At 37.6% G+C, this 26,764-nt stretch carries 24 protein-coding genes, 1 pseudogene and 1 other annotated feature; of the genes and pseudogenes, 4 read left to right on the top strand and 21 right to left on the bottom strand.

The window, feature by feature from the left end:
* Positions 1–27: 27 nt before the first annotated feature.
* From ABH959_RS04790 to ABH959_RS04740, 11 genes are all read right to left on the bottom strand, one after another.
* A complete protein-coding gene (locus ABH959_RS04790) occupies positions 28–795 on the bottom strand; it encodes a tRNA threonylcarbamoyladenosine dehydratase (protein WP_000903181.1) in 768 nt (255 codons plus the stop codon).
* Between the two features lie 194 nt (positions 796–989).
* Positions 990–2,765 carry an aspartate--tRNA ligase gene (gene aspS, locus ABH959_RS04785; RefSeq protein ID WP_002067242.1) on the bottom strand — a complete coding sequence of 592 codons (1,776 nt, stop codon included), beginning with the start codon at positions 2,763–2,765 and terminating at the stop codon, positions 990–992.
* Positions 2,766–2,777: 12 nt separating this feature from the next.
* Entirely contained in the window at positions 2,778–4,049 is a 1,272-nt protein-coding gene (gene hisS / locus ABH959_RS04780) for a histidine--tRNA ligase (protein WP_012261743.1), read from the bottom strand.
* Positions 4,050–4,118: 69 nt separating this feature from the next.
* Positions 4,119–4,349 (bottom strand) — a binding site (T-box leader).
* A gap of 54 nt (positions 4,350–4,403) precedes the next feature.
* Positions 4,404–4,580 carry a hypothetical protein gene (locus tag ABH959_RS04775; RefSeq protein ID WP_001242605.1) on the bottom strand — a complete coding sequence of 59 codons (177 nt, stop codon included), beginning with the start codon at positions 4,578–4,580 and terminating at the stop codon, positions 4,404–4,406.
* A gap of 289 nt (positions 4,581–4,869) precedes the next feature.
* On the bottom strand, positions 4,870–5,310 hold the full coding sequence (locus ABH959_RS04770) for a D-tyrosyl-tRNA(Tyr) deacylase (protein WP_016092357.1): 441 nt from the start codon (positions 5,308–5,310) through the stop codon (positions 4,870–4,872).
* Between the two features lie 17 nt (positions 5,311–5,327).
* Positions 5,328–7,511, bottom strand: a complete 2,184-nt coding sequence (relA, locus tag ABH959_RS04765; RefSeq protein ID WP_002138443.1) for a GTP diphosphokinase — start codon at positions 7,509–7,511, stop codon at positions 5,328–5,330.
* A gap of 211 nt (positions 7,512–7,722) precedes the next feature.
* Positions 7,723–8,235, bottom strand: a complete 513-nt coding sequence (locus ABH959_RS04760) for an adenine phosphoribosyltransferase (RefSeq protein ID WP_002015305.1) — start codon at positions 8,233–8,235, stop codon at positions 7,723–7,725.
* 65 nt (positions 8,236–8,300) lie between these two features.
* A complete protein-coding gene (gene recJ / locus ABH959_RS04755; protein ID WP_404492335.1) occupies positions 8,301–10,622 on the bottom strand; it encodes a single-stranded-DNA-specific exonuclease RecJ in 2,322 nt (773 codons plus the stop codon).
* Between the two features lie 101 nt (positions 10,623–10,723).
* A complete protein-coding gene (locus ABH959_RS04750; RefSeq protein WP_002015308.1) occupies positions 10,724–11,617 on the bottom strand; it encodes a cation diffusion facilitator family transporter in 894 nt (297 codons plus the stop codon).
* A gap of 306 nt (positions 11,618–11,923) precedes the next feature.
* Positions 11,924–14,188, bottom strand: coding sequence for a protein translocase subunit SecDF (secDF, locus tag ABH959_RS04745; RefSeq protein WP_404492334.1), 2,265 nt, complete (start codon positions 14,186–14,188; stop codon positions 11,924–11,926).
* 280 nt (positions 14,189–14,468) lie between these two features.
* Positions 14,469–14,753, bottom strand: coding sequence for a post-transcriptional regulator (locus ABH959_RS04740; RefSeq protein WP_002015311.1), 285 nt, complete (start codon positions 14,751–14,753; stop codon positions 14,469–14,471).
* A gap of 187 nt (positions 14,754–14,940) precedes the next feature.
* Between ABH959_RS04740 and spoVB the strand changes: the two genes are divergently transcribed.
* On the top strand, positions 14,941–16,500 hold the full coding sequence (gene spoVB / locus ABH959_RS04735; RefSeq protein ID WP_000198277.1) for a stage V sporulation protein B: 1,560 nt from the start codon (positions 14,941–14,943) through the stop codon (positions 16,498–16,500).
* Between the two features lie 29 nt (positions 16,501–16,529).
* On the opposite strand, the gene ABH959_RS04730 is transcribed toward spoVB, so the two are convergent.
* Entirely contained in the window at positions 16,530–17,186 is a 657-nt protein-coding gene (locus ABH959_RS04730) for a DUF421 domain-containing protein (RefSeq protein ID WP_002138449.1), read from the bottom strand.
* Between the two features lie 103 nt (positions 17,187–17,289).
* Between ABH959_RS04730 and ABH959_RS04725 the strand changes: the two genes are divergently transcribed.
* Complete coding sequence (locus ABH959_RS04725; RefSeq protein ID WP_002015315.1) at positions 17,290–17,673, top strand: TIGR04086 family membrane protein; 384 nt, start codon at positions 17,290–17,292, stop codon at positions 17,671–17,673.
* 37 nt (positions 17,674–17,710) lie between these two features.
* On the opposite strand, the gene yajC is transcribed toward ABH959_RS04725, so the two are convergent.
* The 6 genes from yajC to ruvA are packed head-to-tail and all read right to left on the bottom strand — an operon-like array spanning position 17,711 to position 22,044.
* Positions 17,711–17,971 carry a preprotein translocase subunit YajC gene (gene yajC / locus ABH959_RS04720; protein ID WP_002015317.1) on the bottom strand — a complete coding sequence of 87 codons (261 nt, stop codon included), beginning with the start codon at positions 17,969–17,971 and terminating at the stop codon, positions 17,711–17,713.
* Positions 17,972–17,998: 27 nt separating this feature from the next.
* The gene (tgt, locus tag ABH959_RS04715; protein ID WP_002015319.1) at positions 17,999–19,138 is read right to left on the bottom strand and encodes a tRNA guanosine(34) transglycosylase Tgt; all 1,140 of its coding nucleotides are present in this window, start codon (positions 19,136–19,138) and stop codon (positions 17,999–18,001) included.
* A gap of 12 nt (positions 19,139–19,150) precedes the next feature.
* Positions 19,151–20,203: a tRNA preQ1(34) S-adenosylmethionine ribosyltransferase-isomerase QueA gene (queA, locus tag ABH959_RS04710; protein ID WP_404492333.1), complete on the bottom strand. Its 1,053-nt coding sequence runs from the start codon at positions 20,201–20,203 to the stop codon at positions 19,151–19,153.
* 19 nt (positions 20,204–20,222) lie between these two features.
* Positions 20,223–20,423 (bottom strand): DUF2905 domain-containing protein, encoded by a 201-nt coding sequence (locus tag ABH959_RS04705; protein WP_000138161.1) that lies wholly within the window; start codon positions 20,421–20,423, stop codon positions 20,223–20,225.
* Positions 20,420–21,421, bottom strand: a complete 1,002-nt coding sequence (ruvB, locus tag ABH959_RS04700) for a Holliday junction branch migration DNA helicase RuvB (protein WP_000344470.1) — start codon at positions 21,419–21,421, stop codon at positions 20,420–20,422. Before ruvB ends, ABH959_RS04705 begins: the two co-directional genes overlap by 4 nt.
* Before the next feature lie 5 nt (positions 21,422–21,426).
* Positions 21,427–22,044 (bottom strand): Holliday junction DNA helicase RuvA, encoded by a 618-nt coding sequence (gene ruvA, locus ABH959_RS04695; RefSeq protein WP_002088786.1) that lies wholly within the window; start codon positions 22,042–22,044, stop codon positions 21,427–21,429.
* A gap of 189 nt (positions 22,045–22,233) precedes the next feature.
* Here ruvA and ABH959_RS04690 point away from each other — a divergent pair, with 189 nt between their 5' ends.
* Positions 22,234–23,178 carry an iron-hydroxamate ABC transporter substrate-binding protein gene (locus ABH959_RS04690; RefSeq protein WP_404492332.1) on the top strand — a complete coding sequence of 315 codons (945 nt, stop codon included), beginning with the start codon at positions 22,234–22,236 and terminating at the stop codon, positions 23,176–23,178.
* 13 nt (positions 23,179–23,191) lie between these two features.
* On the opposite strand, the gene ABH959_RS04685 is transcribed toward ABH959_RS04690, so the two are convergent.
* Positions 23,192–23,707, bottom strand: coding sequence for a BofC C-terminal domain-containing protein (locus ABH959_RS04685; protein WP_404492331.1), 516 nt, complete (start codon positions 23,705–23,707; stop codon positions 23,192–23,194).
* Between the two features lie 544 nt (positions 23,708–24,251).
* On the opposite strand from ABH959_RS04685, the gene ABH959_RS04680 reads away from it, so the two are divergent.
* Positions 24,252–24,686, top strand: a complete 435-nt coding sequence (locus tag ABH959_RS04680; protein ID WP_002138455.1) for a hypothetical protein — start codon at positions 24,252–24,254, stop codon at positions 24,684–24,686.
* A gap of 32 nt (positions 24,687–24,718) precedes the next feature.
* On the opposite strand, the gene ABH959_RS04675 is transcribed toward ABH959_RS04680, so the two are convergent.
* Both ABH959_RS04675 and ABH959_RS04670 read right to left on the bottom strand, forming a co-directional pair.
* Positions 24,719–25,366 (bottom strand): YhcN/YlaJ family sporulation lipoprotein, encoded by a 648-nt coding sequence (locus ABH959_RS04675; protein ID WP_002034140.1) that lies wholly within the window; start codon positions 25,364–25,366, stop codon positions 24,719–24,721.
* A 180-nt stretch (positions 25,367–25,546) separates the two neighbouring features.
* Positions 25,547–26,764, bottom strand: a pseudogene (locus tag ABH959_RS04670) (spore coat protein); the annotation flags it as partial.

Raw genomic sequence — 26,764 nt, 5'->3', positions numbered from 1 at the left:
ATACCCTAAACGATATATGCTTCCTTTTTATTCTTGCCCTACACGCTTCACTTCTACGTTTTTAATACGCTCACGTACAACGTGACTTGCCATAATTAAACCAGCCACAGATGGTACGAACGCATTTGAAGAAGGTGGTAATTTCGCTTTACGAATTTTTGCATTTTCGTCTGGTACGATTTCTTTACGTACTTCTTCACGAATTACGATTGGGTTTTCGTCAGAGAAGACAACTTTTACACCTTTTTTAATACCATCTTTACGAAGCTTCGTACGAATTACTTTCGCAATTGGATCTGTATGTGTTTTAGAAATGTCCGCAATACGGAAACGAGTTGGGTCCATTTTATTTGCCGCACCCATACATGAGATAATTTTGATTTTACGACGTAAACATTGTTTAATTAAATGAATTTTGAACGTAATCGTATCAGATGCATCTACTACGAAATCTAAACCATGTTTAAAGAACTCTTCATATGTTTCATCTGTATAAAACATCTCTAGTCCAATTACTTCACACTCTGGATTAATATCTGCAATACGCTCTTTCATTAATTCTACTTTTGAACGTCCTACAGTAGATACTAACGCGTGAATTTGACGGTTTACATTTGTAATATCTACAACGTCTTTATCAACTAATACAAGACGTCCCACGCCAGAACGTGCTAGCGCTTCTGCCGAAAATGACCCTACGCCGCCAATTCCTAAAATACCGACTGTACTATTTTTTAATATTTCAAGGCCTTCTTTTCCAAAGGCTAATTCATTACGTGAAAATTGATGTAACATTCAGCTCTACACTCCTATTACAAAAATGGTCTACCATGTATTCTAGCGTTTTTCCGACTATTTGTATAGAAAAAGTTATAGAATTCCTAAAAATACATATTCAAACAAGGAAAACATAATCTAAACCGGACTTTTTAAACAACCTCTATAAAAAAAGCCTAGATGGGGTTAGTATAACCATCTAGACTCTATTCTTACTTCTCTTCTTTCAAGCTCAATTTTAAGCTTAGCTCTTCAAGCTGTGCTTCTGCAACTGGGCTTGGCGCTTCTGTTAATAAGCAGCTTGCGCTTGCTGTTTTCGGGAATGCAATTGTATCACGAAGGTTCGTACGACCTGCAAGTAACATAACAAGACGGTCTAAACCTAATGCGATTCCGCCGTGTGGTGGTGTACCGTATTCGAATGCTTCTAATAAGAATCCGAATTGTTCTTGTGCTTCTTCTTGTGAGAATCCAAGTGCTTTGAACATTTTTTCTTGTACGTCACGCTCGTAAATACGAAGTGATCCACCACCAAGCTCATAACCGTTTAATACAAGGTCATATGCTTGTGCACGTGCTTTTTCTGGTGCTGTTTCTAATAACTCAACGTCTTCACGGAATGGCATTGTGAATGGGTGGTGAGCTGCGAAGTAACGATCTGCATCTTCATCGTACTCAAGAAGTGGCCAATCAGTTACCCATAGGAAGTTAAATTTACTTTCGTCAATTAACTCAAGCTCTTTACCTAAACGTAAACGAAGTGCACCTAAGCTATCTGCAACAACGCTTTTCTTATCTGCTACGAATAGTAATAAGTCACCAGCATCCGCTTCTAATGTACTCATTAACACGTTTGCATCTTCTTCACCGAAGAATTTCGCAATCGGTCCTTTTAAGCCGTCTTCTTCAACTTTAAGCCAAGCTAGACCTTTTGCACCGTATACTTTGGCGAATTCAGTTAATGCATCGATGTCTTTACGAGAGTATTTGCTCGCTGCACCTTTTGCGTTAATCGCTTTTACTTGTCCGCCGTTTTCTACAGCACTTGTAAATACTTTAAATCCACAACCTACTGCAAATTCAGATAGGTCTTTTAGTTCCATTTCAAAGCGTGTATCCGGCTTATCAGAACCAAAGCGAGCCATTGCATCAGCATATTTCATACGAGGGAATGGTGCACTAACTTCTACACCTTTTGCATCCTTCATGACTTTCGTCATCATACGCTCCATCATTTCTAAAATTTCATCTTGTGTTAAGAATGATGCCTCGATATCAATTTGCGTGAATTCCGGTTGACGGTCCGCACGTAAATCTTCGTCACGGAAACAACGTGCTACTTGATAGTAACGTTCAAATCCACCGACCATAAGAAGCTGTTTAAATAGCTGCGGAGATTGAGGTAATGCATAAAATTCACCATCATGCACACGGCTTGGTACTAAATAGTCGCGAGCTCCTTCTGGCGTGCTCTTCGTTAAAATTGGTGTTTCAACTTCTAAGAACTCTTCTGTATCTAAGAAGTTACGAATTGTTTTCGTTACGTCATGACGCATTTTGAATGTGTTAAACATTGCAGGACGACGTAAGTCTAAGTAACGATATTTTAAACGCACATCTTCTGATGCATCTGTATCATCAGCAATAATGATTGGCGTTGTTTTCGCTGCGTTTAATACATTTACTTTCGATGCTTGTACTTCAATACGACCAGTTGCCATATTATCATTAATTGCGCCTTCACCACGTTCAACAACTGTACCTTCTACGTGTAATACGTATTCGCTACGAATCGTTTCTGCTACTTCTAACGCTTCTTTTGATGTTTCTGGATTAAATACAACTTGTACGATACCTGTACGGTCACGTAAGTCGATAAAGATTAATCCACCTAAATCACGGCGTTTTTGTACCCAACCTTTTAATTGAACTGTTTGTCCAACCGCTTCTACTGTTACTTTCCCGCATGCATGTGTTCTTTCAGCCACTTTAAGTTCCCCCTATATTAATTTCTCTGCTACATATGAAGCAAATACATCTAACGCTACTTCTTCTTGTCCGCCTGTTGCCATATCTTTTAAGTTAATGATGCCTTTATCTAGCTCATCTTCCCCTAATACAGCTACGTATTTCGCATTTAAACGATCTGCAGATTTAAATTGCGCTTTCATTTTGCGATCTAAATAATCTTTTTCAACTGATAATCCAGCTTTACGAAGATCGAACGCAACTTTTGCAGCACGGTCTTTCGCTTTTTCACCAAGTGCTACAACGTAACAATCAATACTATGTTCAATTGGTAACTCAATATTTTCAGCCTTCAGCGCCATAATTAAACGCTCAATACTCATCGCAAAACCGATACCTGGCATTTCCGGTCCACCGATTTCTTGTACAAGTCCGTTATAACGGCCACCGCCACTTAATGTTGTGATAGCACCGAAACCTTCTGCCTCACTCATAATTTCAAAAACAGTGTGTTGGTAGTAGTCTAAACCACGTACTAAATTCGGATCTTTCTCAAATGGAACATCCATCATCGTTAGTAGTTCTTGTACTTTGTCGTAGTATACTGCTGAATCTTCGTTTAAGTATTCTGTAATAGATGGTGCCGTGCTCATTAATTCATGATTACGGTCCTTCTTACAGTCTAAAATACGAAGAGGGTTTTTTTCTAAGCGAGATTGGCAATCAGAACAGAATTCTCCGATGCGCGGCTCAAAGTGAGCAATTAACGCATCACGGTGTGCTTGACGACTCGCTGCATCACCTAAGCTATTTAATACAACTTTAATATTTTTTAAGCCCATACCGCGGTAAAACTCTACAGCAAGTGCAATTACTTCTGCATCAATTGCTGGATCGTTACTACCAATTGCTTCAATACCGAATTGTACGAATTGACGATAGCGACCTGCTTGTGGTCTTTCATAACGGAACATTTGGCCGATATAGTATAATTTTGTTGGTTGTGTTGCATCACCGAACATTTTGTTCTCAACGTAAGAACGTACAACAGGTGCAGTACCTTCTGGACGTAATGTTAAACTACGCTCTCCACGGTCTTGGAATGAATACATTTCTTTTTGTACGATATCTGTCGTATCACCAACACCACGTAAAAATAGCTCTGTGTGCTCAAAAATTGGTGTACGAATTTCTTTATAATTGTAACGACGGCAAATGTCGCGCGCTTGCCCTTCGATATACTGCCATAACTCAACACTACCTGGAAGAATATCTTGCGTTCCGCGTGGGATTTGAATAGACATATTCAGTTCCTCCTCAAATTGTTTTAATCTTAATAAAAATAAAAAAACTCCCGCCTCTACTGTTTGAACAGTAGGGACGAGAGTATTATACCCGTGGTGCCACCCTAATTGAAGCACGTATGCTTCCACTTTTTTAATAACGCTTAAATTTGCGTTCATCTCTACTAAGCGTATAAGCCTTTCAAGTTGAAACCTACAGAGTGTCATTCAATCAGTCATCATGTAGAAATGTTTTCAGCCTAGGACATTTCTTCTCTTTCCATGTGTATCTCATTTACTCTCCTCTATCAACGGCTATATTCATATGTAAATATAAAATTACTATACGTTTGTTGAGTAGGATTGTCAAGTGCTCTAAGAGCGCTCAATTTGCTTCTTTAGGCGCTTTACATCTTGCAGTGAAATTCCGAACTCTGAAGCAAGCTCCATTGAAGTATTGTTTTGCTCTTTTGAAATAAAATCATGAAAATTCACGTTAAACAGTTGATTTGCACCATTTGTAACAGAATGCCCTTTTTCATTCATACGCATACGTATATCCCTCACATTCAATATGGATGTTTTACTTGTTATTGTTCCATATTGATGAAAGAGTTATACATAACTGAAAACAGCTATTGATTCCAATTAAAGTGAAACTTTAATCAGTGGGTTTTGTCCATCTCCACTGATTATTCGTCCGACTCCCAATCTAACTCCCTCGCAGTCGCCGAATTTTGAGATGAGAGTCTTACTCCCACAAATAGCGGGATAAATAAACAAAACATACAACAATGTATAAAAAAGAGAGGATTATATAATCCCCTCTTCTTAAGCAACACTATTTACTATCCACAATTAAGGTCACCGGACCATCATTGATTAAAGAAACGTCCATCATTGCTCCGAACTGTCCTGTCTCCACATGCAGTCCTTGTTTACGAACTTCTTCATTAAAGAAATCATATAAATGTTCTGCATAATCAGGTTTCGCAGCATCCATAAAGTTTGGACGTCTTCCCTTGCGGCAATCTCCGTATAATGTAAATTGCGAAATAGATAGAACTTGTCCCTTCATATCAAGTACAGAGTGGTTCATCTTTCCGCTCTCATCTTCAAAAATACGTAGGTTTGCAATTTTTTCTGCGATATAAGTTGCATCTTTTTCTGTATCTTCATGCGTAATGCCAACTAGTAATGTCAAACCGAATGGAATTTGTCCTACAATCTCGCCATCTACTGTGACAGACGCTTCCTTTGATCGTTGTAAAACAACTCTCATCTTTTCTACACTCCCTATTAATGCATCATGCGTCGTACGGCATAAATTTCTGGAACACGTTTAATGCGCTCTACTACTTTTTTCAAGTGTTGTAAGTTTCGAATAGAAATCGACATGTTAATCGTTGCCATCTTATTACGATCACTTCTACCAGAAACAGCTGAGATATACGTCTTCGTTTCTGTAACAGCTTGTAATACTTCATTCAATAAACCACGACGATCATAGCCTGAAATTTCAATATCAACATTGTACTCAATTTCTTTTTCAGGACTACCTTCCCAATCTACTTCTAGTAAACGCTCCACCGCTTCTTCTGTATGCACATTGACGCAATCGCAACGGTGAATTGATACGCCTCGACCTTTCGTAATATACCCAACGATATCATCACCTGGAACTGGGTTACAGCATTTTGATAAACGAATTAACAAATTATCTGCACCACTTACCTTTACACCAGAATCCCATTTTCGAATTTTCATCGGTTTACGAACTTCTTTAACTTCAACGATGTCTTCTTCTTCACGTTGTTTACGGAACTTGTCCGTTAGTCGCGTAACAATTTGCGCTGCTGTAATTCCGTTATATCCAACTGCTGCAAACATATCTTCTTCATTTGCAAAGTTAAACTTCTCAGCGACACGTTTTAAATTATCAAGCGCTAATACTTCTTTCATCTCATACTCTAAGCCACGCACTTCTTTTTCAACAAGTTCACGGCCTTTTTCAATATTTTCATCTCTACGTTGTTTCTTAAAGAATTGACGTATTTTATTTTTCGCATGAGATGTTTGAGCAAGCTTTACCCAATCTTGACTTGGACCATACGAATGTTTCGATGTTAAAATTTCAATGATGTCACCAGTTTTCAACTTATAATCAAGCGTCACCATTTTCCCATTTACTTTTGCACCAATTGTCTTGTTTCCAATTTCCGAATGGACACGATACGAAAAATCAATTGGAACAGAGCCAAGTGGTAATTCCATTACATCGCCTTTTGGTGTAAAGACGAATACCATGTCAGAGAATAAATCAATTTTTAATGACTCCATAAATTCTTCTGCATTAGAAGCTTCATTTTGCCATTCTAATATTTGACGGAACCAAGTTAGTTTCTTCTCTAATGTACCTGTTGTTTCTGCTGTTTTTCCTTCTTTATACGCCCAGTGTGCCGCGATTCCGAATTCTGCAATCTCATGCATTTCTTTCGTACGAATTTGCACTTCTAGCGGATCACCTTTTGGTCCAATTACAGTCGTATGAAGAGATTGATATAAATTTGCTTTCGGCATTGCAATATAATCTTTAAAACGACCTGGCATTGGTTTCCAGCACGTATGAATAATTCCAAGCACCGCATAGCAATCTTTAATACTATTCACAACGACACGTACAGCTAGTAAATCGTAAATTTCATTGAATTGTTTATTTTGCAATGCCATTTTACGATAAATACTGTAAATATGTTTTGGCCTTCCAGAAATCTCAGGTTGAATTGAAACCTCTTTTAATTTCTCGCGAATGCCAGTCATTACTTCATCTAAATATTCTTCACGCTCTGCACGTTTACGCTTCATTAAATTCACAATACGATAATATTGCTGCGGGTTTAAATAGCGAAGTGACGTATCCTCTAACTCCCATTTAATAGTACTAATTCCGAGTCTATGTGCTAAAGGTGCAAAGATTTCTAACGTTTCATTCGCAATGCGACGCTGCTTCTCTTGAGGCAAATGTTTCAATGTACGCATGTTATGAAGACGATCAGCTAGTTTAATTAAAATAACTCGAATATCTTGAGCCATTGCAATAAACATTTTGCGATGGTTTTCTGCTTGTTGCTGCTCATGGGATTTATATTTAATCTTTCCAAGCTTTGTAACACCATCGACAAGCATAGCGATTTCTTTATTAAATTCCCGTTCAATGTCTTCTAATGTAATTTCTGTATCTTCCACTACATCATGTAAGAAACCTGCCGATACTGTAGCCGGATCCATGTGTAAATCAACTAAAATACCTGCAACTTGAATTGGGTGAATAATATATGGTTCACCCGATTTTCTATATTGTTCGCTATGTGCATCGCGCGCATATTCATAGGCACGTGCCACTAGCTCAATATCTCCATCCGCTAAATATTGACTTGCTTTCTCGAGTACCTGTTCAGCTGTTAGTACTTGCTCATTTGCCATCGAATCACCTTTTATTGAAAATTGACTTTATCTTTATTGAATAGAATAAATTATATTCTATCATTATAACCCAATGATTGTGAATTGTGAAAAGGAAAAGATTTTACTGACATTTCACCATGTTTTTTTGTGCAATTATACAAAAGTACCCGCTCCTCTCCAAGAGATTCACGGGTACTTTTTTATCACCGTAGTTTCACCTATATAATGATTAGTATTTTTCTAATACTAATACATCGTAACCATCTAACATTTTACGACCATCTAAGTAAGTAAGCTCTACTAAAAATGCAATTCCTGCTACAACTCCACCAAGTTCTTCAACTAGTTTAATTGTCGCTTCGATTGTTCCACCTGTAGCTAATAAGTCATCTGTAATTAATACACGTTGGCCTGGCTTAATTGCATCTTTATGGATTGTTAAAACATCCGTTCCATATTCTTTACCGTAGTCAACTGTAATTACTTCACGTGGTAATTTTCCTAATTTACGAACTGGTGCGAAACCTACTTCTAACGCATAAGAAACTGGGCAACCAATAATAAAACCACGCGCTTCTGGTCCTACTACAACATCAATGTCTCTTTTATTTGCATACTCAACGATTGCATCTGTTGCTGCTTTATATGCTTTTCCGTCGTTCATTAAAGGTGTAATGTCTTTAAACACAATACCTTCTTTCGGATAATCTGGTACAATTGCGATATGTTGCTTGAAATCCATATTTCTGAATCCTCCTCAGATATAAAAGGTTTGTAAATACAAATCCTTTACCCTAACTGTTCTACTTATTTATGATCACGAATCGTTTCAAACCATGTATATAGTTGCTGATATGTGCTATAAACCAATTCTTTCTCTAATTGTAAGTGGTTCATTTTCTCACGATATGTGTTCGATTCAATTAAATCACGCTTTTGTTTTTTGTCTGCCATAAAAATGACACCGTCTTTTATTGTAACAAATTCTAACTCAAAAAACACCTGTGTCATGAAATTTACTGTATCTTTTGACCAACCTTTATGACGACACAGTTGTTCCCCATATTGCCTTAAAGAAAATGGTGTTTTTTGGCTTAAGAAAGAATAGTACCATTTAAAATGTTCCCTCGTTGGGACCGTACTAAATAAATGATTATTCTCTTGATAAAATAGCGTGTAAATTCGAGCTGGGAATCCAGCCTTAAATACATCACCTAATTCATCTGTTCCTTTCGGCAAATCAAGTAGCACAATGTATTGATCATCAAAATGAGCTACCTCTGATGCATGCACGATATGCTCTTTATAGCCTTCTAAAGAAAATTTATTCAATACCTCTTCAGAAAAATACACCATTGTTATTTTTTCTTTCGGAAGTTCTGCTAAATTTGCTTCTACATTACGCATACTACGCCAGTCAAATAATTGCCATGCCTCTACAGCAATATCTTGCACCATTAATTGCGGCTTTTTAAAGTTATTCCATTCATTAATGGACACTTCTCCTACTACAGAAACCTTCGCAACTGGAGAGATTTCTTTCGCATAAGTACCAAATCCAAATCCAATCGTGTCCAGTGTTGCTTGTCCATCACGAAGAGCCATTTTTAAATGCGAACCATCAGATCCAATTGCACGGATACTTTCTAAGTCGGCATCTTCCACCGCAATACGCGGTTTCGGATTTCCTACGCCAAATGGCGCTAACTTTTGCATATCCTCAATCGCGGCAAGCGTTACATCCTCTACTTTACAAAATGCATCCACTGCTGTAATCGGAATAAAATCTTCTGCTGTTAAAATTACATCTGCTTGCTCATTTAACCTGCGTCTTAATTCATCCACATCATTCATATTAAGCGTCATTCCCGCTGCCATCGGATGACCTCCGAAATGCGGTAACAATTCACGGCAATCTGAAAGGTTTGCAAACAAATCAAATCCTGCAATACTACGAGCCGATCCCTTTGCTGTTTCTTTATGAGGATCAATGCTTAATACAATCGTCGGACGATAAAAACGTTCAACTAACTTAGAAGCGACAATTCCAATTACCCCTGGATTCCAACCTTCTTTTGCAAGGACTAATACTTTGTTTTCTTCTGGCGGGAAATTATTTTCGACTTCAGCGATAGCTTCTTCAGTAATTTGCTTTACAATATCTTTTCGAAGTTTGTTCAGCTCATCAATTTCTTCAGCTAGCTCTTTCGCTTCCTCTGGATCTTCTGATAATAAAAGGTGTACAGCAGGTGTTGCATCTTCCAAACGACCAACCGCATTAATACGAGGTGCGAGTGAGAATCCGATGCTTTCTTCTGTAATTTCGCTTTGCGAAACGTTAGCGACTTTAAATAACGCCTTTAAACCGATATTTCGAGTCATTCGCATATGCTTCAGTCCACGCTGTACTAATAATCTATTTTCACCGTGAAGCGATACTAAATCGGCTACCGTACCGATTACTGCAATTTCCAACAAATGCTCTGGTACACGCCCCAAAAGTGCATGTGCAACTTTAAATGCAACACCAACACCCGCTAAATAATGAAACGGATAAACACCGCCTTCTAATTTCGGATGAATAATCGCAAGTGCCTCTGGTAATTCTGGTGGTGGCTCATGATGATCTGTAATAATAAGATCTATTCCAAGTTCCTTCGCTACCTTCGCTTCATGTACCGCTGCGATACCAGTATCGACAGTAATAATTAGTGAGAACCCTGCACTGTGTGCCCAACGAAACGCTTCTTCATTTGGCCCATAGCCTTCAGTAAAACGATTTGGAATATAAAACTCTACTTCTGCACCTAATTCTTTGAGAGCAAGATATAACACAGTCGTACTACTTACTCCGTCCGCATCGTAATCGCCAAATATTAATATTTGTTCTCCATTTTCAATAGCTTTTTTCACACGTTCTACAGTCCGATCCATTCCTTCAAGTAAAAATGGATCATGAAATTCTTGATCTGCTGTATTTAAAAAGTCTACAATCTTATCTTCTGTATTTAAGCCTCTGCCAAGAAATAATGAAGTCACAAGAGGTGATAGTTGCAATTTATTTGCTAATCCACTCACTAGTTCCTCATTATATTCTTTTTCTTTCCAACGCGTCTTCGGTTGTAACACGAAATCACCCCTTAACCTATCCATTATACAAGACAGATTAAGGGGTGACAATATAATGCAAACTACGATTCGATATCTATATAATTAAATATCTGTTATATTTAATTTGGAGAATACGGATTAATATGTACAAAAACATTTTGTACGTTATCTTGTTTCATAAGTTTTTCTTTTACATGTTTTCCGATGCGGTGACCTTCTTCTACAGTGATATATGGATCTACAGATACTTTAATATCAACAATAACATAGTGACCATGTTCTCTTGCATATAAAGAGCCGATTTTCTTCACACCTTCCACTTGGAAAACTGCCTCCCTAAGCGGAACAACATCTTCTTCATGCAGAACATGATCGAGCGTTGCATGAATAGCTTCTGCTCCAATACTCCACGCCATCTTAGCAACGAGAATTGAGACAAATAATCCTGCAATTGGATCGGCATATACAAGCCAATCTATACCTAACTTACCACCGATAATAGCTGCACAAATGCCGATTAAAGCTGCAATTGAAGAAAACACATCCGAACGGTGCTCATATGCATTTGCAATAATTGCATCACTATTTATCCTCTTCCCTAATCGATATTTATACTGAAACATCCCTTCTTTCACTACAATCGAAAGAATAACTGCAAAAATCGTAATTCCTTTTGGTGGTTCTAAATCTTGTGAAAAAGCTTTTATAGACGAAATCGCTATCTCTATTCCAACAATAAATAATAATACCGCAACAATAATCGCTGAAATCGATTCCGCTTTACCATGACCATACGGATGATCTTCATCAGGCGGTTGCTTTGCTGCTCGTAATCCAAAAAGTACAGCTAACGAGCCAATTACATCTGATCCAGAATGCACTGCATCCGCTAAAAGTGCCTTACTGTTTCCAATATAACCAATTACCGCTTTTACAATCGCTAATATAATATTACCAACGATTCCGACAATAGCACCAAACTCGGCCTGTTTAAAACGTTCATCTTTTTCCATAATTAAAATCCCTTCTTTTCTTAACCTATCTTTTTATCCCGCTATTTGCGGGCAGTAAGCCCCCACCTCAAAATCCGGCAAATACAAGGAAGTTAGGTGGGAGATCAACTGCCCGTAAAAGCCCGATTGGTGAGGGCTAATAATAAGTGGGGATGAACAAAACCCCCACTTATTAAAGTTTCACTTTATTTTAACAAAATCAGCGATAACATCACCACTTTATTCCATTTCATTCTTTCAAAAGTTGCTATCTTATTGTATCCACAAACGAAAAAAGAGATGCCTCATAATGAGACATCATCTTTTTTATACTTGCGGTTCAGGTTCTTCTTTCTCAACCTTCTTCTTGTTTTTGCCCTTTTTCAAACGACGGTTTTCAAGCATTAACCAAATTTGAGAAGCAACGAAAATAGAAGAGTACGTACCTACAACTAATCCAATTAATAATGCAAGTGAGAAGTTACGCAGTGATTCACTACCGAAAATAAGTAGTGTGATTACTGGGAATAACACTGTTAACACTGTATTAATTGAACGACCAATTGTTTGACGAATACTTGAGTTTACGATTTCTTCTAAATCTTTTATGTCGCGAACTCGTTTTTTCTGTTTGTATAACTCACGGTTTCTATCAAACGTAACGATTGAGTCATTGATAGAGTAACCAATAATCGTTAATACCGCAGCGATAAACGTTAAGTCTACCTCTATCTGGAAAAGACTAAACATAACAATCATAACGAATGCATCATGTAATAATGCGATTACTGCAGATACTGCGTACGTAAGACGGAAACGAATACTTACGTATAAAACGATTACTGCAGAAGCAATTAGTACTGCGATAAATGCATTTCGTGCAATCTCTTTACCGATTGTCGGCGAAACTGTACTTACGTTTGGATCTGTACCGTATTTATCGTGGAAGAATGTTTTTGTTTTCGCAATTTCATCTTTCGATAGAACACCTACTGTGCGAACTGCGAAACCTTTATTGTCATCTCCGGTCGGTACAATATCTTCTTCCTTCACATCGATGTTCAATTCTTTCAAATCTTTATGAACATTAGAAACAGTAGTTGCTTGTTTTGATTGCAAGTCGATACGTGTACCACTTGCAAAGTCAATACCAAGATTCATTTTGAAAATCGGTAATATAATTGCCCCAGCAATTACAACTACAATTGAGAATAAGAAAAATTTATGACCGATATTTACGAAATTAATACGATCAAATCTCGTCGGTGGATGTACTGCACCTTTTGTTAATGGAATAATATCCTTTTCCTTAACACCAAAGTAAGATAGTTTCTTATCAAAGTAACGGCTCTTTACAAGTAAACCTAGTAAGAAACGAGTACCGAATACGTTCGTAATGAAACCAACTAAAATACTTACGATTAAACTTGTTGCGAATCCTTTTACAGAGCTATTACCGTAAGCGAATAATACACCAGCTGCTGCAATTGTTGTAATGTTCGCATCTAAAATTGTCGATAATGAACGATGGTTACCAGCACGGAATGCTGACATCATCGACTTACCAATTTTAAGCTCTTCCTTCAATCTCTCGTACGTAATGATATTCGCATCAACTGCGATACCAACCCCGAGCACTAATGCCGCAATACCCGGTAACGTAAGAACTGCATGCATCCAGTTAAAGACGAGTAATGTAACGAAAATGTATAAACCTAACATAATAACCGCTACAAGTCCTGGTAAACGGTAGAATACAAGCATGAATAAGAAGATAATAGCAATACCAATCGCACTAGCGAAAATCGTTTGCTCTAATGCTTGTTGACCAAATTTCGCTCCAACAGATGTTGAATACATTTCTTTTAAATCAACAGGAAGTGCACCTGCATTTAATAAAGATGAAAGTTCTTTCGCGCTTTCAACTGTAAAGTTTCCACCTACGATAGATACTTCAGCTTGGTTAAATACTTGGCTTACTGTTGCTGCTGATAAAAACTTCGGATTCGGTTTTGCTGATTCTGCTTTATATGAATCTTTTCCTTCTTCAAAATCAAGCCAAATTACCATTAAATTCGTTGGTGGTGGCATTTTTGAAATCTTTTCAGTTACTTCACGGAATTTTTCAGCGCTTTTTAGTGTAAGACCTACGCTCGCACGGCCTTGCTCATCAAATGTTTGCTTCGCTCCGCCGCCTTTTAAATCCGTTCCGTCCATAAGAAGGTTGTCATCCACATCACGGAATGTTAGTTTCGCTTGCGTTGATAACATTTCACGTGCTTTTTGCTGATCTTGTACACCAGCAAGCTGTACACGAATTCGATCTTCCCCTTCGATTTGAATGTTCGGCTCACTTACACCAAGAACATTGACACGATTTTCAAGAGCACCTACTGTACTTACAAGTGCATCACGATCGATTTTATCACCTTTTTTGGCTGGTTTTACTTCATACAGAATTTCAAAACCACCGCGAAGGTCTAGTCCTAGACTAATTCCTTTTGCTATGTCTTTTCCTGCCGCACCAATTACTCCACCAATTAATAAAACGATGAGGAAAAAGGCGGCAATTCTTGTACCACGCTTTGCCATATGTACCCTCTTTCTGCTACTAACACTTTCAATAAATCTCTTACGATTCATTTTTGTACGTGTGCATACGCCTAGTTAGTAGACTTACTTTCTATAAAATACATGTATTTTCGCTAGTTCATCACTAGCTGTGTCGGTAAGCTTTCACAATACCTACACTTTCATTATTTATTTTTCCTCTTCACTACCTCCTTTATATATAATCTTAGACATAATTAATTCCTCTTTATCAATACCTATCATTATACTGCAAAAGGAAGAACAAACCAATTACAGTCGGTTATTTATTTTCATATTCATCAAACGACCAAAGTGGCGCTTGATATGCTTCAACAGTTAAATAATTCATATATTCATTAGTACTTACTCTTAATACATCATTTACTAACTCATATAACCTAACATCACTGTCTATCTTTTTCCACTTTTTCGCCTTGAGAAACTTCCAAATATCATTATCTGTCACTCGGTCGTAACCGAATAACTGAAACTCTTCTACTTTACTTTCTAAAACGACTTGTAACTGTCCGCGGTATGATTCTACCAAAGCCTCTTTATCCAACATATATAAACATCTCCTTCTTATTTCAGCACGAAAAGTCGCTTTTAATCCCGCTCTAATGGACAGCAATAACTTCTTTCAAGAGTACCATTCATACTTCACTCTCTTAAATGCTTGTCATTCTTGTCTCATACGTGCATATAAATTATTGTAAATCATTCCATTGATTTTGAGAAGGTAGGAGAAAAGTATGACGAGACAAAGCTTTTTAAAAGGTGCATTTATTTTAATGATAGCTGGCTTTATTACAAAAATCCTTGGATTTATTAACCGCATTGTAATGGCACGTATTTTAGGCGAAGAAGGCGTTGGCCTTTATATGATGGCTGTCCCCACCTTCATTTTAGCAATTACATTAACACAAATTGGCCTTCCTGTTGCAATCGCAAAATTTGTAGCAGAAGCGGAAGCGGTGAACGATAAACAAAAAATAAAAAAAATATTAACCGTATCACTAGCTGTCACTTCCTTTATTAGCATCATTTTAACAATTGGGATTATGCTCCTCACACCTATTTTGGCAAAAACATTATTAACAGATGAAAGAACTTACTATCCATTAATGGCTATTTTACCTGTCGTCCCTGTTATTGCAGTTTCTTCTGTTTTACGTGGTTATTTCCAAGGGAAACAAAATATGAAACCTAGCGCTTACGCTCAAGTCATAGAACAAGTTGTCCGCATTACAATTATCGCTGTATGCATTCGGTTATTTTTACCTTACGGCGTAGAATATGCTGCAGCTGGCGCCATGCTATCAGCCGTTCTTGGCGAAGTTGCATCTTTATTATTTTTACTTACTTTATTCCAGCGCGAAAAACATTTATCTATACGCTCTGGTTTTTTCACTACTGTAAAGGAGAGCAAAAATACATTTTATTCTCTTATGGATATCGCACTTCCAACTACAGGAAGCCGTTTAATCGGTTCCGTTTCATATTTCTTTGAACCTATCGTCGTTATGCAAAGCTTAGCAATTGCCGGGGTTGCCGCTTCTGTCGCAACTCAGCAATACGGTATATTGAACGGTTACGCCTTCCCGCTTCTATCACTACCTGCCTTTATTACATACGCTCTTTCTACAGCACTCGTCCCTTCCATTAGTGAAGCAATGGCAAAGAGACAGCACAAATTAGTGGAACACCGTTTACAACAAGCCCTTCGAATTTCCTTAATTACTGGTGGATGGTCAGTCGTTATTTTATATGTATTTGCTTCACCCGTCTTAACGCTTATGTATGGATCGGACAGTGCAACAGCATTCATCCAACTTCTTGCACCTTGCTTTTTATTTCATTATTTTCAAAGCCCCCTTACATCTGTGTTGCAAGCTTTAAACTTAGCAAGAGCTGCAATGATGAACACATTTATTGGCGCTATCGTGAAATTAATCGTTATTTTTGTACTAGCTTCAAAGCCAGAGTTTCAAATGATGGGAGTTGCCCTCGCTATTGCAGCAAATATAGTGACCGTAACATTCCTTCACTATGCTACTGTTTTAAAGAAAATTAAATTTACCATTTATGCAAAAGACTATATTTTTGGAGGACTTGCCATCGGTATTGCAGGCGCCTTCGGTTTTTACCTTCATAAGTATATTATTTTCTCTCATTCACTTGGCGTACAAACATTATGGGAAATCACTTTAACAACAATCGTTTATATTTTCCTCCTCTTTGCTTTCAAACTCATTCGAAAAGAAGAGTTGAGTCGCCTCCCTATCATTCGGAAACTTTCATTTTTGAAGTAAGCAGGCTTGCCATTCAAAATGGTAAGCCTCTAATTTTCTTTCAAATCAACGAAAAACTGTCCATTTTGAAAACTACAATATAAAATCTGTTTCACATCTTTATAACCTAAGTTATTCAGTTTCTCAACGAGCCACTCATTTGTATGCTCAATCATTTGCAAATGATTGTATTGAATTTCTCCATCAATAATTAGTGGGAGTGTAAAAATTGGTGTATCATTTTTGCTCTTTTTACTTTTTTGTTTTTGAAAGACAGATAACTTTCCAGATGGTTCTAAAATAGCGTATTCTACATCACGCACATCTCCGATTCCTTGCTCACGTAGCTGCATCAATAAATCATCTATGTTATATCGCTGCTTCCGCATCTTTTTTTCATCAATTTTACCTGCATTCACAAGAATCGCAGGCTCCCCTTCTATTAAATGCCGAAAACGCTGAAACTTTAAAGAAATGACCGACAAAATGATTTGTATACACATAAGAAAAGTCATTGGAACTAATTGATGCCAAAGTGATTTATCTGTATTTTCGATTGCCACTACAGCCATTTCACCGAGCATAATGAATACAACTAAATCTAATACACTTAATTCTCCAATTTCACGTTTACCCATAAGACGAAAAATAATTAAAATGATTATATACAAAAGCATTGTTCGTCCGATTATTGATACCCATTCCATTTCTACATCCCCTTTTTTTACTTATAGGCTCCCCTACAAAAAAGAAACTAGTCTAACTTAAACAAAATGAAAATATGCTTGTATTAAAAAGGGGGAATGTATAATGGATGGAACGAAAAAATTATCGAGCGCAATCGGCTTCGGTATTATTACCTTATTAATCCTCGCATCTATTACAAGTATGATCATGGCTCTTTTATTAAAATTTACGAATATTAATGAAGGGACATTAGTAATTATTATTTTTATAATAGCCCTTCTATCTATGCTTATGTCTGGATTTATTGCTGGTAAAAAGGCACAAGGAAAAGGATGGCTAGTAGGTTTCACAACAGGCCTTACATTCGCTATTCTCGTCTTTCTCGTTAACTATTTAGGCTTCTCTCAAACTTTATCGAACTCACAGTTACTCTACCAATTAGCATTAATGGGTGCGAGTACACTCGGAGGTATTTTCGGTGTAAATATGTCAAAACAAAATAGTTAAAAAAAGGCCCTGCACATTTCATGCAGGGCCTTCATCATTAGTTTTTCACAACTTCACGAATCGCATTGCGATCGAAAGTTAAGTGTGCACCACCAGATTTAACAACAATTTTTGTTTCATCCACTGATTCGATTGTAGCGTGTAAACCACCGATTGTTACGATAGCATCACCTTTTTTGATTTCATTTTGCATTTGTGCAACTGCTTTTTGACGCTTTTGTTGCGGGCGAATTAATAAGAAATAGAAAATCGCAAACATCGCAACAATCATAACGATATTCATCATACCTGCATTCATCTTGTGTTCCTCCTTTTAAATTATGTATTAGAAGTTTTTAGCATTCGGTTTATTAAAGCCATACTGTTCAAAGAACTCTTCGCGGAAATCGCCAAGACGGTCTTCACGAATAGCTTGTCTCACCTGCTCCATTAAGTTTAACAGAAAATGAAGGTTGTGATAAGACGTTAAACGAATTCCGAACGTTTCATCACATTTCATTAAGTGACGAATGTACGCACGAGAATAGTTTTTACATGTGTAGCAATCACAGTTTGGATCAAGCGGCCCGAAGTCTCTAGCGAATTTCGCATTTTTCACAACTAAGCGGCCTTCACTTGTCATACATGTGCCATTTCGAGCGATACGAGTTGGAAGTACACAGTCAAACATATCAACACCGCGAATCGCACCATCAATTAACGAGTCAGGAGAACCTACACCCATTAAGTAACGTGGTTTATCATCAGGAAGAAGTGGTGTTGTAAACTCAAGAACACGATTCATAATATCCTTCGGTTCACCAACAGATAGACCGCCTATAGCATAGCCAGGGAAGTCCATTGAAACAAGATCTTTCGCACTTTGACGACGAAGCTCTTCAAACTCCCCACCCTGTACAATACCGAATAAACCTTGATCTTGTGGACGTTCATGCGCCTTTAGGCAACGCTCTGCCCAGCGGCTTGTACGCTCTACAGACTTTTTCATGTATTCAAAAGTAGCAGGGAACGGTGGACACTCATCAAATGCCATCATGATATCTGAACCTAATGCATTTTGGATTTCCATCGCCTTTTCTGGAGATAAGAATAATTTATCGCCATTTAAGTGATTGCGGAAATGAACACCTTCCTCTTCAATGCGTCGGAAATCACTTAAGCTAAATACTTGGAATCCACCTGAATCCGTTAAGATTGCACGATCCCAGTTCATAAACTTATGCAAGCCACCTGCTTCACGAATAATTTCGTGGCCTGGACGTAGCCATAAATGATACGTATTGCTTAAAATAATGCCAGAATCCATTGCTTTTAATTCTTCTGGTGACATTGTTTTAACTGTTGCAAGTGTACCAACTGGCATAAATGTCGGTGTATCAAATGAGCCGTGTGGCGTGTGCACTCGACCTAAACGCGCACCCGTTTGTTTACAAGTTTTAATAAATTCATAACGAATTGCTGTCATAATTTACTCCTTTTATTTGTTTCTCATTTTAGCGTGAGATGCAACGAACATCGCATCACCGAAACTAAAGAAACGATATTTTTCTTTTACTGCTTCATTATAAGCATGAAGTACATTATCTCTATTTGAAAATGCACTTACAAGCATAATTAATGTTGATTTCGGCAAATGGAAGTTTGTAATTAAACCATCAATTGCTTTAAATTCATATCCTGGGTACATAAAAATATCTGTCCAGCCAGAAGCTGCGCAAAGCTTACCACTATGATCTGTCGCAATCGTTTCTAACGTACGTGTTGATGTCGTACCTACAGTAATAATACGGCCGCCATCCTCTTTCACGCGGTTTAATAAAGCCGCAGTCTCTTCAGACATATGGTAATACTCTGCGTGCATATGATGCTCTTCAATAGTATCTGCAGAAACTGGTCTAAATGTTCCAAGTCCTACATGGAGTGTAATGAATGCTAACCCGACGCCTTTTTGCTTCAATTTCTCAAGTAACTCTTCTGTAAAGTGAAGGCCAGCCGTTGGTGCTGCTGCTGAACCGATTTCCTTCGCATATACCGTTTGATAACGATCGCGATCTTCTAGCGTCTCTTTAATATATGGAGGAAGTGGCATTTCTCCAAGCTCGTCTAAAATTTCATAAAAGATGCCGTCATATGAAAACTCAAGTTGACGCCCACCTTGATCTGCTGTTCCAATGCAAGTTGCTTTTAACTTTCCTTCACCAAAAGAGATGACAGTTCCTTCTTTTACACGCTTCGCTGGCTTTATAAGCGTTTCCCACTTATCGCCTTCCTCTTGTTTCAAAAGAAGCACTTCAAGGTGTGCACCTGTATCTTCTTTCACACCGTGCAAGCGAGCTGGCATCACTTTCGTTTCATTTAAAACTAAGCAATCCCCCTCTTGTAAGTAAGAAAGAATGTCCGTAAAATGTTTATGCTCAATATCTCCTGTTTCACGGTCTAACACCATCAATCTTGATGTTTCACGCTCTTCAAGCGGAATTTGTGCAATGAGTTCTTCTGGTAAATGAAAATCAAACAGATTAATATCCATAACTGTATCCACCTATTTCTTATTTGAATCGATTTATTATATACATAATGAAAGATAATGCAATACTTAACACAATACATGTAATGATAGGAAAATAAAAGGTAACGTTACCTTTTTTCACAAAAATATCGCCTGGAAGCCTTCCTATGAACTTCCAAGCTAATCCAACAACAATGAGCAAAATACCAGCTGTAATAAGCAGCTTTGGCATCTCCGTCATACTTTTGGCATCTCCATTCCGAAATGCTCATATGCAAGCGGTGTTACGATCCGGCCTCTTGGCGTTCTTTGTAAAAAGCCAATTTGTAATAAATACGGTTCATACACATCTTCAATCGTATGCGATTCTTCTCCAATCGTTGCTGAAACAGTTTCTAATCCAACTGGACCACCGCGGAACTTTTCAATAATACCAAGCAGTAATTTATGGTCGATATGATCAAGTCCTAATTTATCTACTTGTAATAGTTCTAACGCCATTTGTGTAATTTCCATCGCAATCGTTCCGTCACTGCGAACTTGTGCGAAGTCACGTACACGTCGTAATAGACGATTCGCAATACGAGGTGTACCACGGGCACGTCTTGCAATTTCTAATGCTGCTAACGAATCTATTTCAACTTCAAACACTTCTGCTGTACGTTCTACAATCGCAGAAAGCTGATCTACTGTATAGTACTCTAATCGTGAAAGTACACCGAAACGGTCACGAAGTGGTGCTGATAATGCACCTGCACGCGTCGTTGCCCCAACTAGCGTAAATGGAGGTAAATCTAGACGTACAGAGCGAGCTGACGGTCCTTTCCCAATAACGATATCAAGGCAAAAGTCTTCCATCGCTGGGTATAGCACTTCTTCAATAGATCTATGCAAACGATGAATTTCATCAATAAATAATACATCTCCTGGCTGAAGCGCTGTTAATACAGCTGCTAAATCTCCTGGTCTTTCAATTGCGGGACCTGACGTCGTTCGAATGTTAACACCCATTTCATTGGCAATAATATTCGCAAGCGTCGTTTTACCAAGTCCAGGTGGGCCATATAAAAGTACGTGATCTAACGTTTCTTCACGCATTTTCGCCGCTTCAATAAACACTTCTAAATTATGTTTCGCTTTATCTTGGCCAATATACTGACGGAGCGTCTGTGGCCGTAATGAATACTCTAAATCCGCATCTTCGTATCCAGATTCCCCTGAAAGGAGACGTTCGTCCATTATACTCACCTCTTACCATTTAGTAAAAGACTAAGTGCCTTTTTAATATATTGATCCGTCGTTAGTGATTCTTTTAATAACTCTGGTACAACGCGAGAGACTTCTCGTTCTGCATAGCCAAGTGCACGCAGTGCTTCCAGTGCTTCATCAAGTTCAACTGATGAACCTTTCTTCGTATCAAAACTTTCAGTATCTGAGAACAAATCAACAAACGCATCTGGTACAACATCTGCTAGTTTTCCTTTTAAATCTAAAATCATTTGGCGCGCTGTTTTCTTTCCGACGCCTGGGAACTTCACTAAGAACTTCTCATCTTCATGTTCAATCGCTTGAACGACCTGTCCGGTTTGACCAGAAGCTAAAATTGCAAGAGCACCTTTTGGTCCAATCCCCGATACACCTAACAATTTTGTAAATAATAAACGCTCTTCACGTGTTTTAAACCCGTAAAGTGCCATAATATCTTCTCTCACATAATGATATGTATAGACACGGATTTCTTGCTTACTTCTTTGAAATACATACGGATTTGGTGTGAAAATTTGATAACCAATTCCATTATGGTCAATTACGACATATTCCGGTCCTACATACTCCACGTAACCTGTAACATATTCAAACAAAATACGATCTCTCCCTCTCAAATCATGTATTCCATTTTAACATATTTAACAATAGAAAAGCGAGACTGCCCCAACAAATGTTCCCCGTTTACAATTTCCGTTTTTTTCTATTGACATAAATACAAAAAGAACATTAATATACAGAAGTCGATAATGATTATCAATATTAATTAAAGGGGTTACATCAGGATGAAACAAAAGCTATTTATTTTATTTACTATTATGCTAGTTGTTCTTTCTATCGTTGGCTGTTCTTCTCAAAAAGCAGAAGAAAAAGCAAAAGAACAACCGAAAACAAAAGTTGTAAAACATGCTAAAGGGGAAGCAACAATTCCAGCTAATCCAAAGAGAATTGTGGATTTATCCGGATCAACAGAGGAATTATTAATCCTTGGACATAAACCTGTTGGCACAGCAAACACATATAAAGATAAAATCCAAAATCACTTAACGGACAAGCTAGACGGGGTAAAGGCAGTCGGCTGGTACTGGGCACCTAAAGTTGACCTAGAGGCTGTTACAGCTTTAAAACCAGACTTAATTATTTTAAACAATCGTCAATTGAAAATTTATGATCAACTAGAAAAAGTGGCACCGACAGTTGTTCTAGAAACAAATCTAGAAGACTGGCGCGGTAAGTTTAAAGAAGTAGGTAAACTATTTGGCGAAGAAAAGAAAGCCGACAAATGGATTGAAGACTACGATAAAAAAGCAGACTCTTTATCTAAAAAAATTAAAGAGAAAACAAAAGATGAGAACTTTATGTTCGTTGCAGTAACACCACAAAACTTCCGTGTATACGGTAGCTTCGGATATGGTGACATCATCTTTAACGACTTAAAACTTCCAGCAACAAAAGGCACAAATTTAAAACAAACGATGGCACAAGTATCACTTGAAGGCCTTGTTGCATTCCAGCCTGATCAAATGTTTATTGTAAACTTCGGCGGAGAAGCTGATAAAGTGTACGAAGACTATAAAAATAGTGCGGTTTGGAAAGATAATAAAGCAGTAAAAAACAATCACGTATATGAAGTATCGAATGAAATCTTCAATACGAAAGCATTCAATCCAATCGGAAAAGATATGCTAATTGATGAAATCGCAAAAGAGATTTTAGCTAAGAATAAATAAGAAAAAAAGCAGCTCACCCTGAGCTGCTTTTTTTCTTATTTTGCACTGCGTATTGCTTCATTTTTTCGATTGTCTTTACAAAACCTTCTTTTGATTTTATACGAATACCACGTTTCAATTCCGCACGCTCATAACTTTCAAGCTTTTTCATATCAATTTGAAAGAAGGAATGGATCGCGTTATCACTTTTCGGTACCCCTTTAAAAATTTGCAATATCCCTTCCTCTGAAACACCAAAATAACCGCTCGTTTTCAGTAAAGGAGAAATATCATCAACTTTCCTTTGTAATACGATTTGCACATCATCACGATCAACAAGTTGCCATTCTTTATATTGCTGCAAAAACTTTTCTAAATCCGCTACTTTTTCTGTCAGTATTTCCTCGCTTACTTCTCCATCAACATACATACGCTCTAATAAAATTGTAACTTCAGGTACTTTTTTTGTTATTTCTGCCCTCACATCGGATCCATAAGCTAAGCAAAACATCACAACGAAAGCTTGCACTGCAATTAGCATCCATTTCATTTCCGTTCACCTCTTCTAGGCAAAATCATACTTTCATTTGTAGCTTTTCCGGAAATGGGGGTTTTATCCATATAAACAATATCATTAAATTTCTAAGGAAAATAAAGTGAAACTTTAATCAGTGGGGGTTTTACGGGCAGTTGATCTCCCACCTAACTCCCTCGCATTCGCCGAATTTTGAGGTGGGAGTCTTACTGCCCACAAATAGCGGGACAAAAAATGCAGATAAGGGTTAATCCTCATCTGCATGTATCATTTACTTTTATATAAAATGAAAGACGCCTGCAAAGCAGGCGTCTGATGCGTTTACGGCGAAAGACCAGGCGACCACATTCGCGTGTTTAGCACTTAAGCATATCTCTCGACTTACGTAAATTAGCTCATCGCTTTGCTAATATAACATTAACAAGGTAGAAGCGCAATATATTTCTAAATATATTTTTCTTCCTCTTTCAACCAATTGAAATTTATGTAAATTATAAATTGATTAATGCAATATATATGTTACAATTAATACTATAAATATAAACAGGGGATGAATGCCTTGAAAAAAATTAAAGATGAACGCCTCATACTTCAAACGTTAAAAAACATACGTATTGCCTTTCTTTTTCAATCAATTGGTATAATCGGAATTTTAGGCTATATCGGATTCACAGAAGGAATGGATCAAATTACGAAATCTCCATTGTGGTTATTATTTATTCTTACAAGTATTGTACTTAGTTATTTACAGTTAAGCGTTTCTATCGATGTAGAAGAAAGCGAAAAGGAAATAAAGTTAACTCCTTATTACAAAATTATTTTACGCTCTCTTATTGTAGGAATTATCATGGCTATTATTTATATCATTTTCAGTCCAGAAAGACCTCTATTTGAAGCTATTTTAACAGGTGGTATTCTCTTCATATGCTTTTTAGCGTCTTACTCCGTTAGTTATTTTATAAAAAAACGTCGTTTACAAGACGACGATGAATAAAGAGGAAGGGCTAGCCCTTCCTCTTCGATTTGTTATCGCATAGTACCAGTCAGACCGTAACGAATGTCTCGGAACATATTTGTTATGTCACGATTAAAATCGTTTGTAGCTGTGCCGTTACGTAAACGCGTACTCATTGCATCGACACGAGTAAACATGTCATTTCTTACAGAAACATATACGTTTCTATTTCCAACTTCATTCACAACAGCTTGACGAATTTCGTTCGCCATCGCTGTTTCATTCGTCGCTGTATTACGTGGTTTTACCGCAATCGCTACATCGTTTCCATATACAACTGTAGAAACTCGGTCTACGTTATTCATACGTTTTACACGATTCGTAATTTTCTCCGCAGTTTTACCATCATTGTTAATGTATGAATTGTTCATTGTAATATTACGAGTTGGGTGTGGATTAGCAATTTGCCCATTGTAATTTACATCACGGTAATAATTATTATATCCTGTATCGTTACGACCGTTTCTATATGTTACATAATCTGTAGAACGATCGTTACGCGCTACATTATCACGATACTGGTGTGTATCATTATAAGATGTACGCTCGTAATTATAGTTACGTCCATCCATCGCATTATTATCTTTTGGTGTACCACATGCAGCTAATGCACTGGTAACTAACAAAGAAGCAGCAATAACTTTTACTTTCGTATTCAATACAAAAACCCCCTCTGTTAGAATGAACTTCTCTTTCGAAAAGCTCCCCCTTATGATGAGTAACCGAGAGAGTTTTTACACTGTTAATATTTCACTAGGAATTTTCTAACACTTAATGTAAATTCATCATATTCCTGACTATCACGAATACAAAAAAGGCGGGAATAACCCCACCTTTTTTTAAACTTCCTCTTCTTCCTCTTCTTCTGAAACTGGTTCTCCAAATACGTTTGGTGGGTCCGGCTGATAATACATCGTTCCTGGCTGTGGTGCATATGCTGGCTGAGTTGGTTGATAATATAAAGGATTAGCATATTGTGGTCCACCCGGTTGTGGACTATATAACCTACTTTCTCCTCCGCATCCACAATCTTCTTCACCTTGCACGAGTGGCGGCATATTATTATCCATTGGCATCATATTTGGATTTGGCATAGAAGTATATTGCGGCGCCATTTGTTGATACGGCATTTGATTGTATGGATTTTGTTGCTGATACTGCGGATATGGCGGCATCATTGGCTGTTGATATGGCATCATGTTTGGCATTTGATTGTTATCCATTATCGGCATCATGTTCGGCATTTGATTGTTATCCATTATCGGCATCATGTTCGGCATTTGATTGTTATCCATTATCGGCATCATGTTCGGCATTTGATTGTTATCCATTACTGGCATCATGTTTGGCATTTGATTGTTATCCATTATCGGCATCATATTTGGCATTTGGTTGTTATCCATTGTCGGCATCATGTTTGGCATTTGATTGTTATCCATTATCGGCATCATGTTTGGCATTTGGTTGTTATCCATTGTCGGCATCATGTTTGGCATTTGGTTGTTATCCATTATCGGCATCATATTTGGCATTTGGTTGTTATCCATTATCGGCATCATATTTGGCATTTGGTTGTTATCCATTATCGGCATCATGTTTGGCATTTGGTTGTTATCCATTATCGGCATCATATTTGGCATTTGGTTGTTATCCATTATCGGCATCATGTTCGGCATTTGGTTGTTATCCATTATCGGCATCATGTTCGGCATTTGGTTGTTATCCATTATCGGCATCATATTTGGCATTTGGTTGTTATCCATTATCGGCATCATGTTTGGCATTTGATTGTTATCCATTATTGGCATTATATTTGGTGGTTGATTGTTATCCATTATCGGCATCATATTTGGCATTTGGTTGTTATCCATTATTGGCATTATATTCGGCACTTGAATATTAGGCGGTATTACTTGCGGGATAATAACACTTTCTTTTGATACGTTTGGTGAGACTATGCTTCCTACATTCTCTTTCTTCACTTGCGGCGACACTATATTCCCTACATTTTCTTTTTTCACTTGCGGCGACACTATATTCCCTACATTCTCTTTCTT

Source organism: Bacillus sp. RC51, assembly GCF_044908115.1.
GTDB classification, from domain to species: Bacteria; Bacillota; Bacilli; order Bacillales; family Bacillaceae_G; genus Bacillus_A; species Bacillus_A mycoides.
The sequence above is the reverse complement of the archived record's forward strand: the minus strand, read 5'-3'. Positions and strand labels throughout refer to the sequence as shown.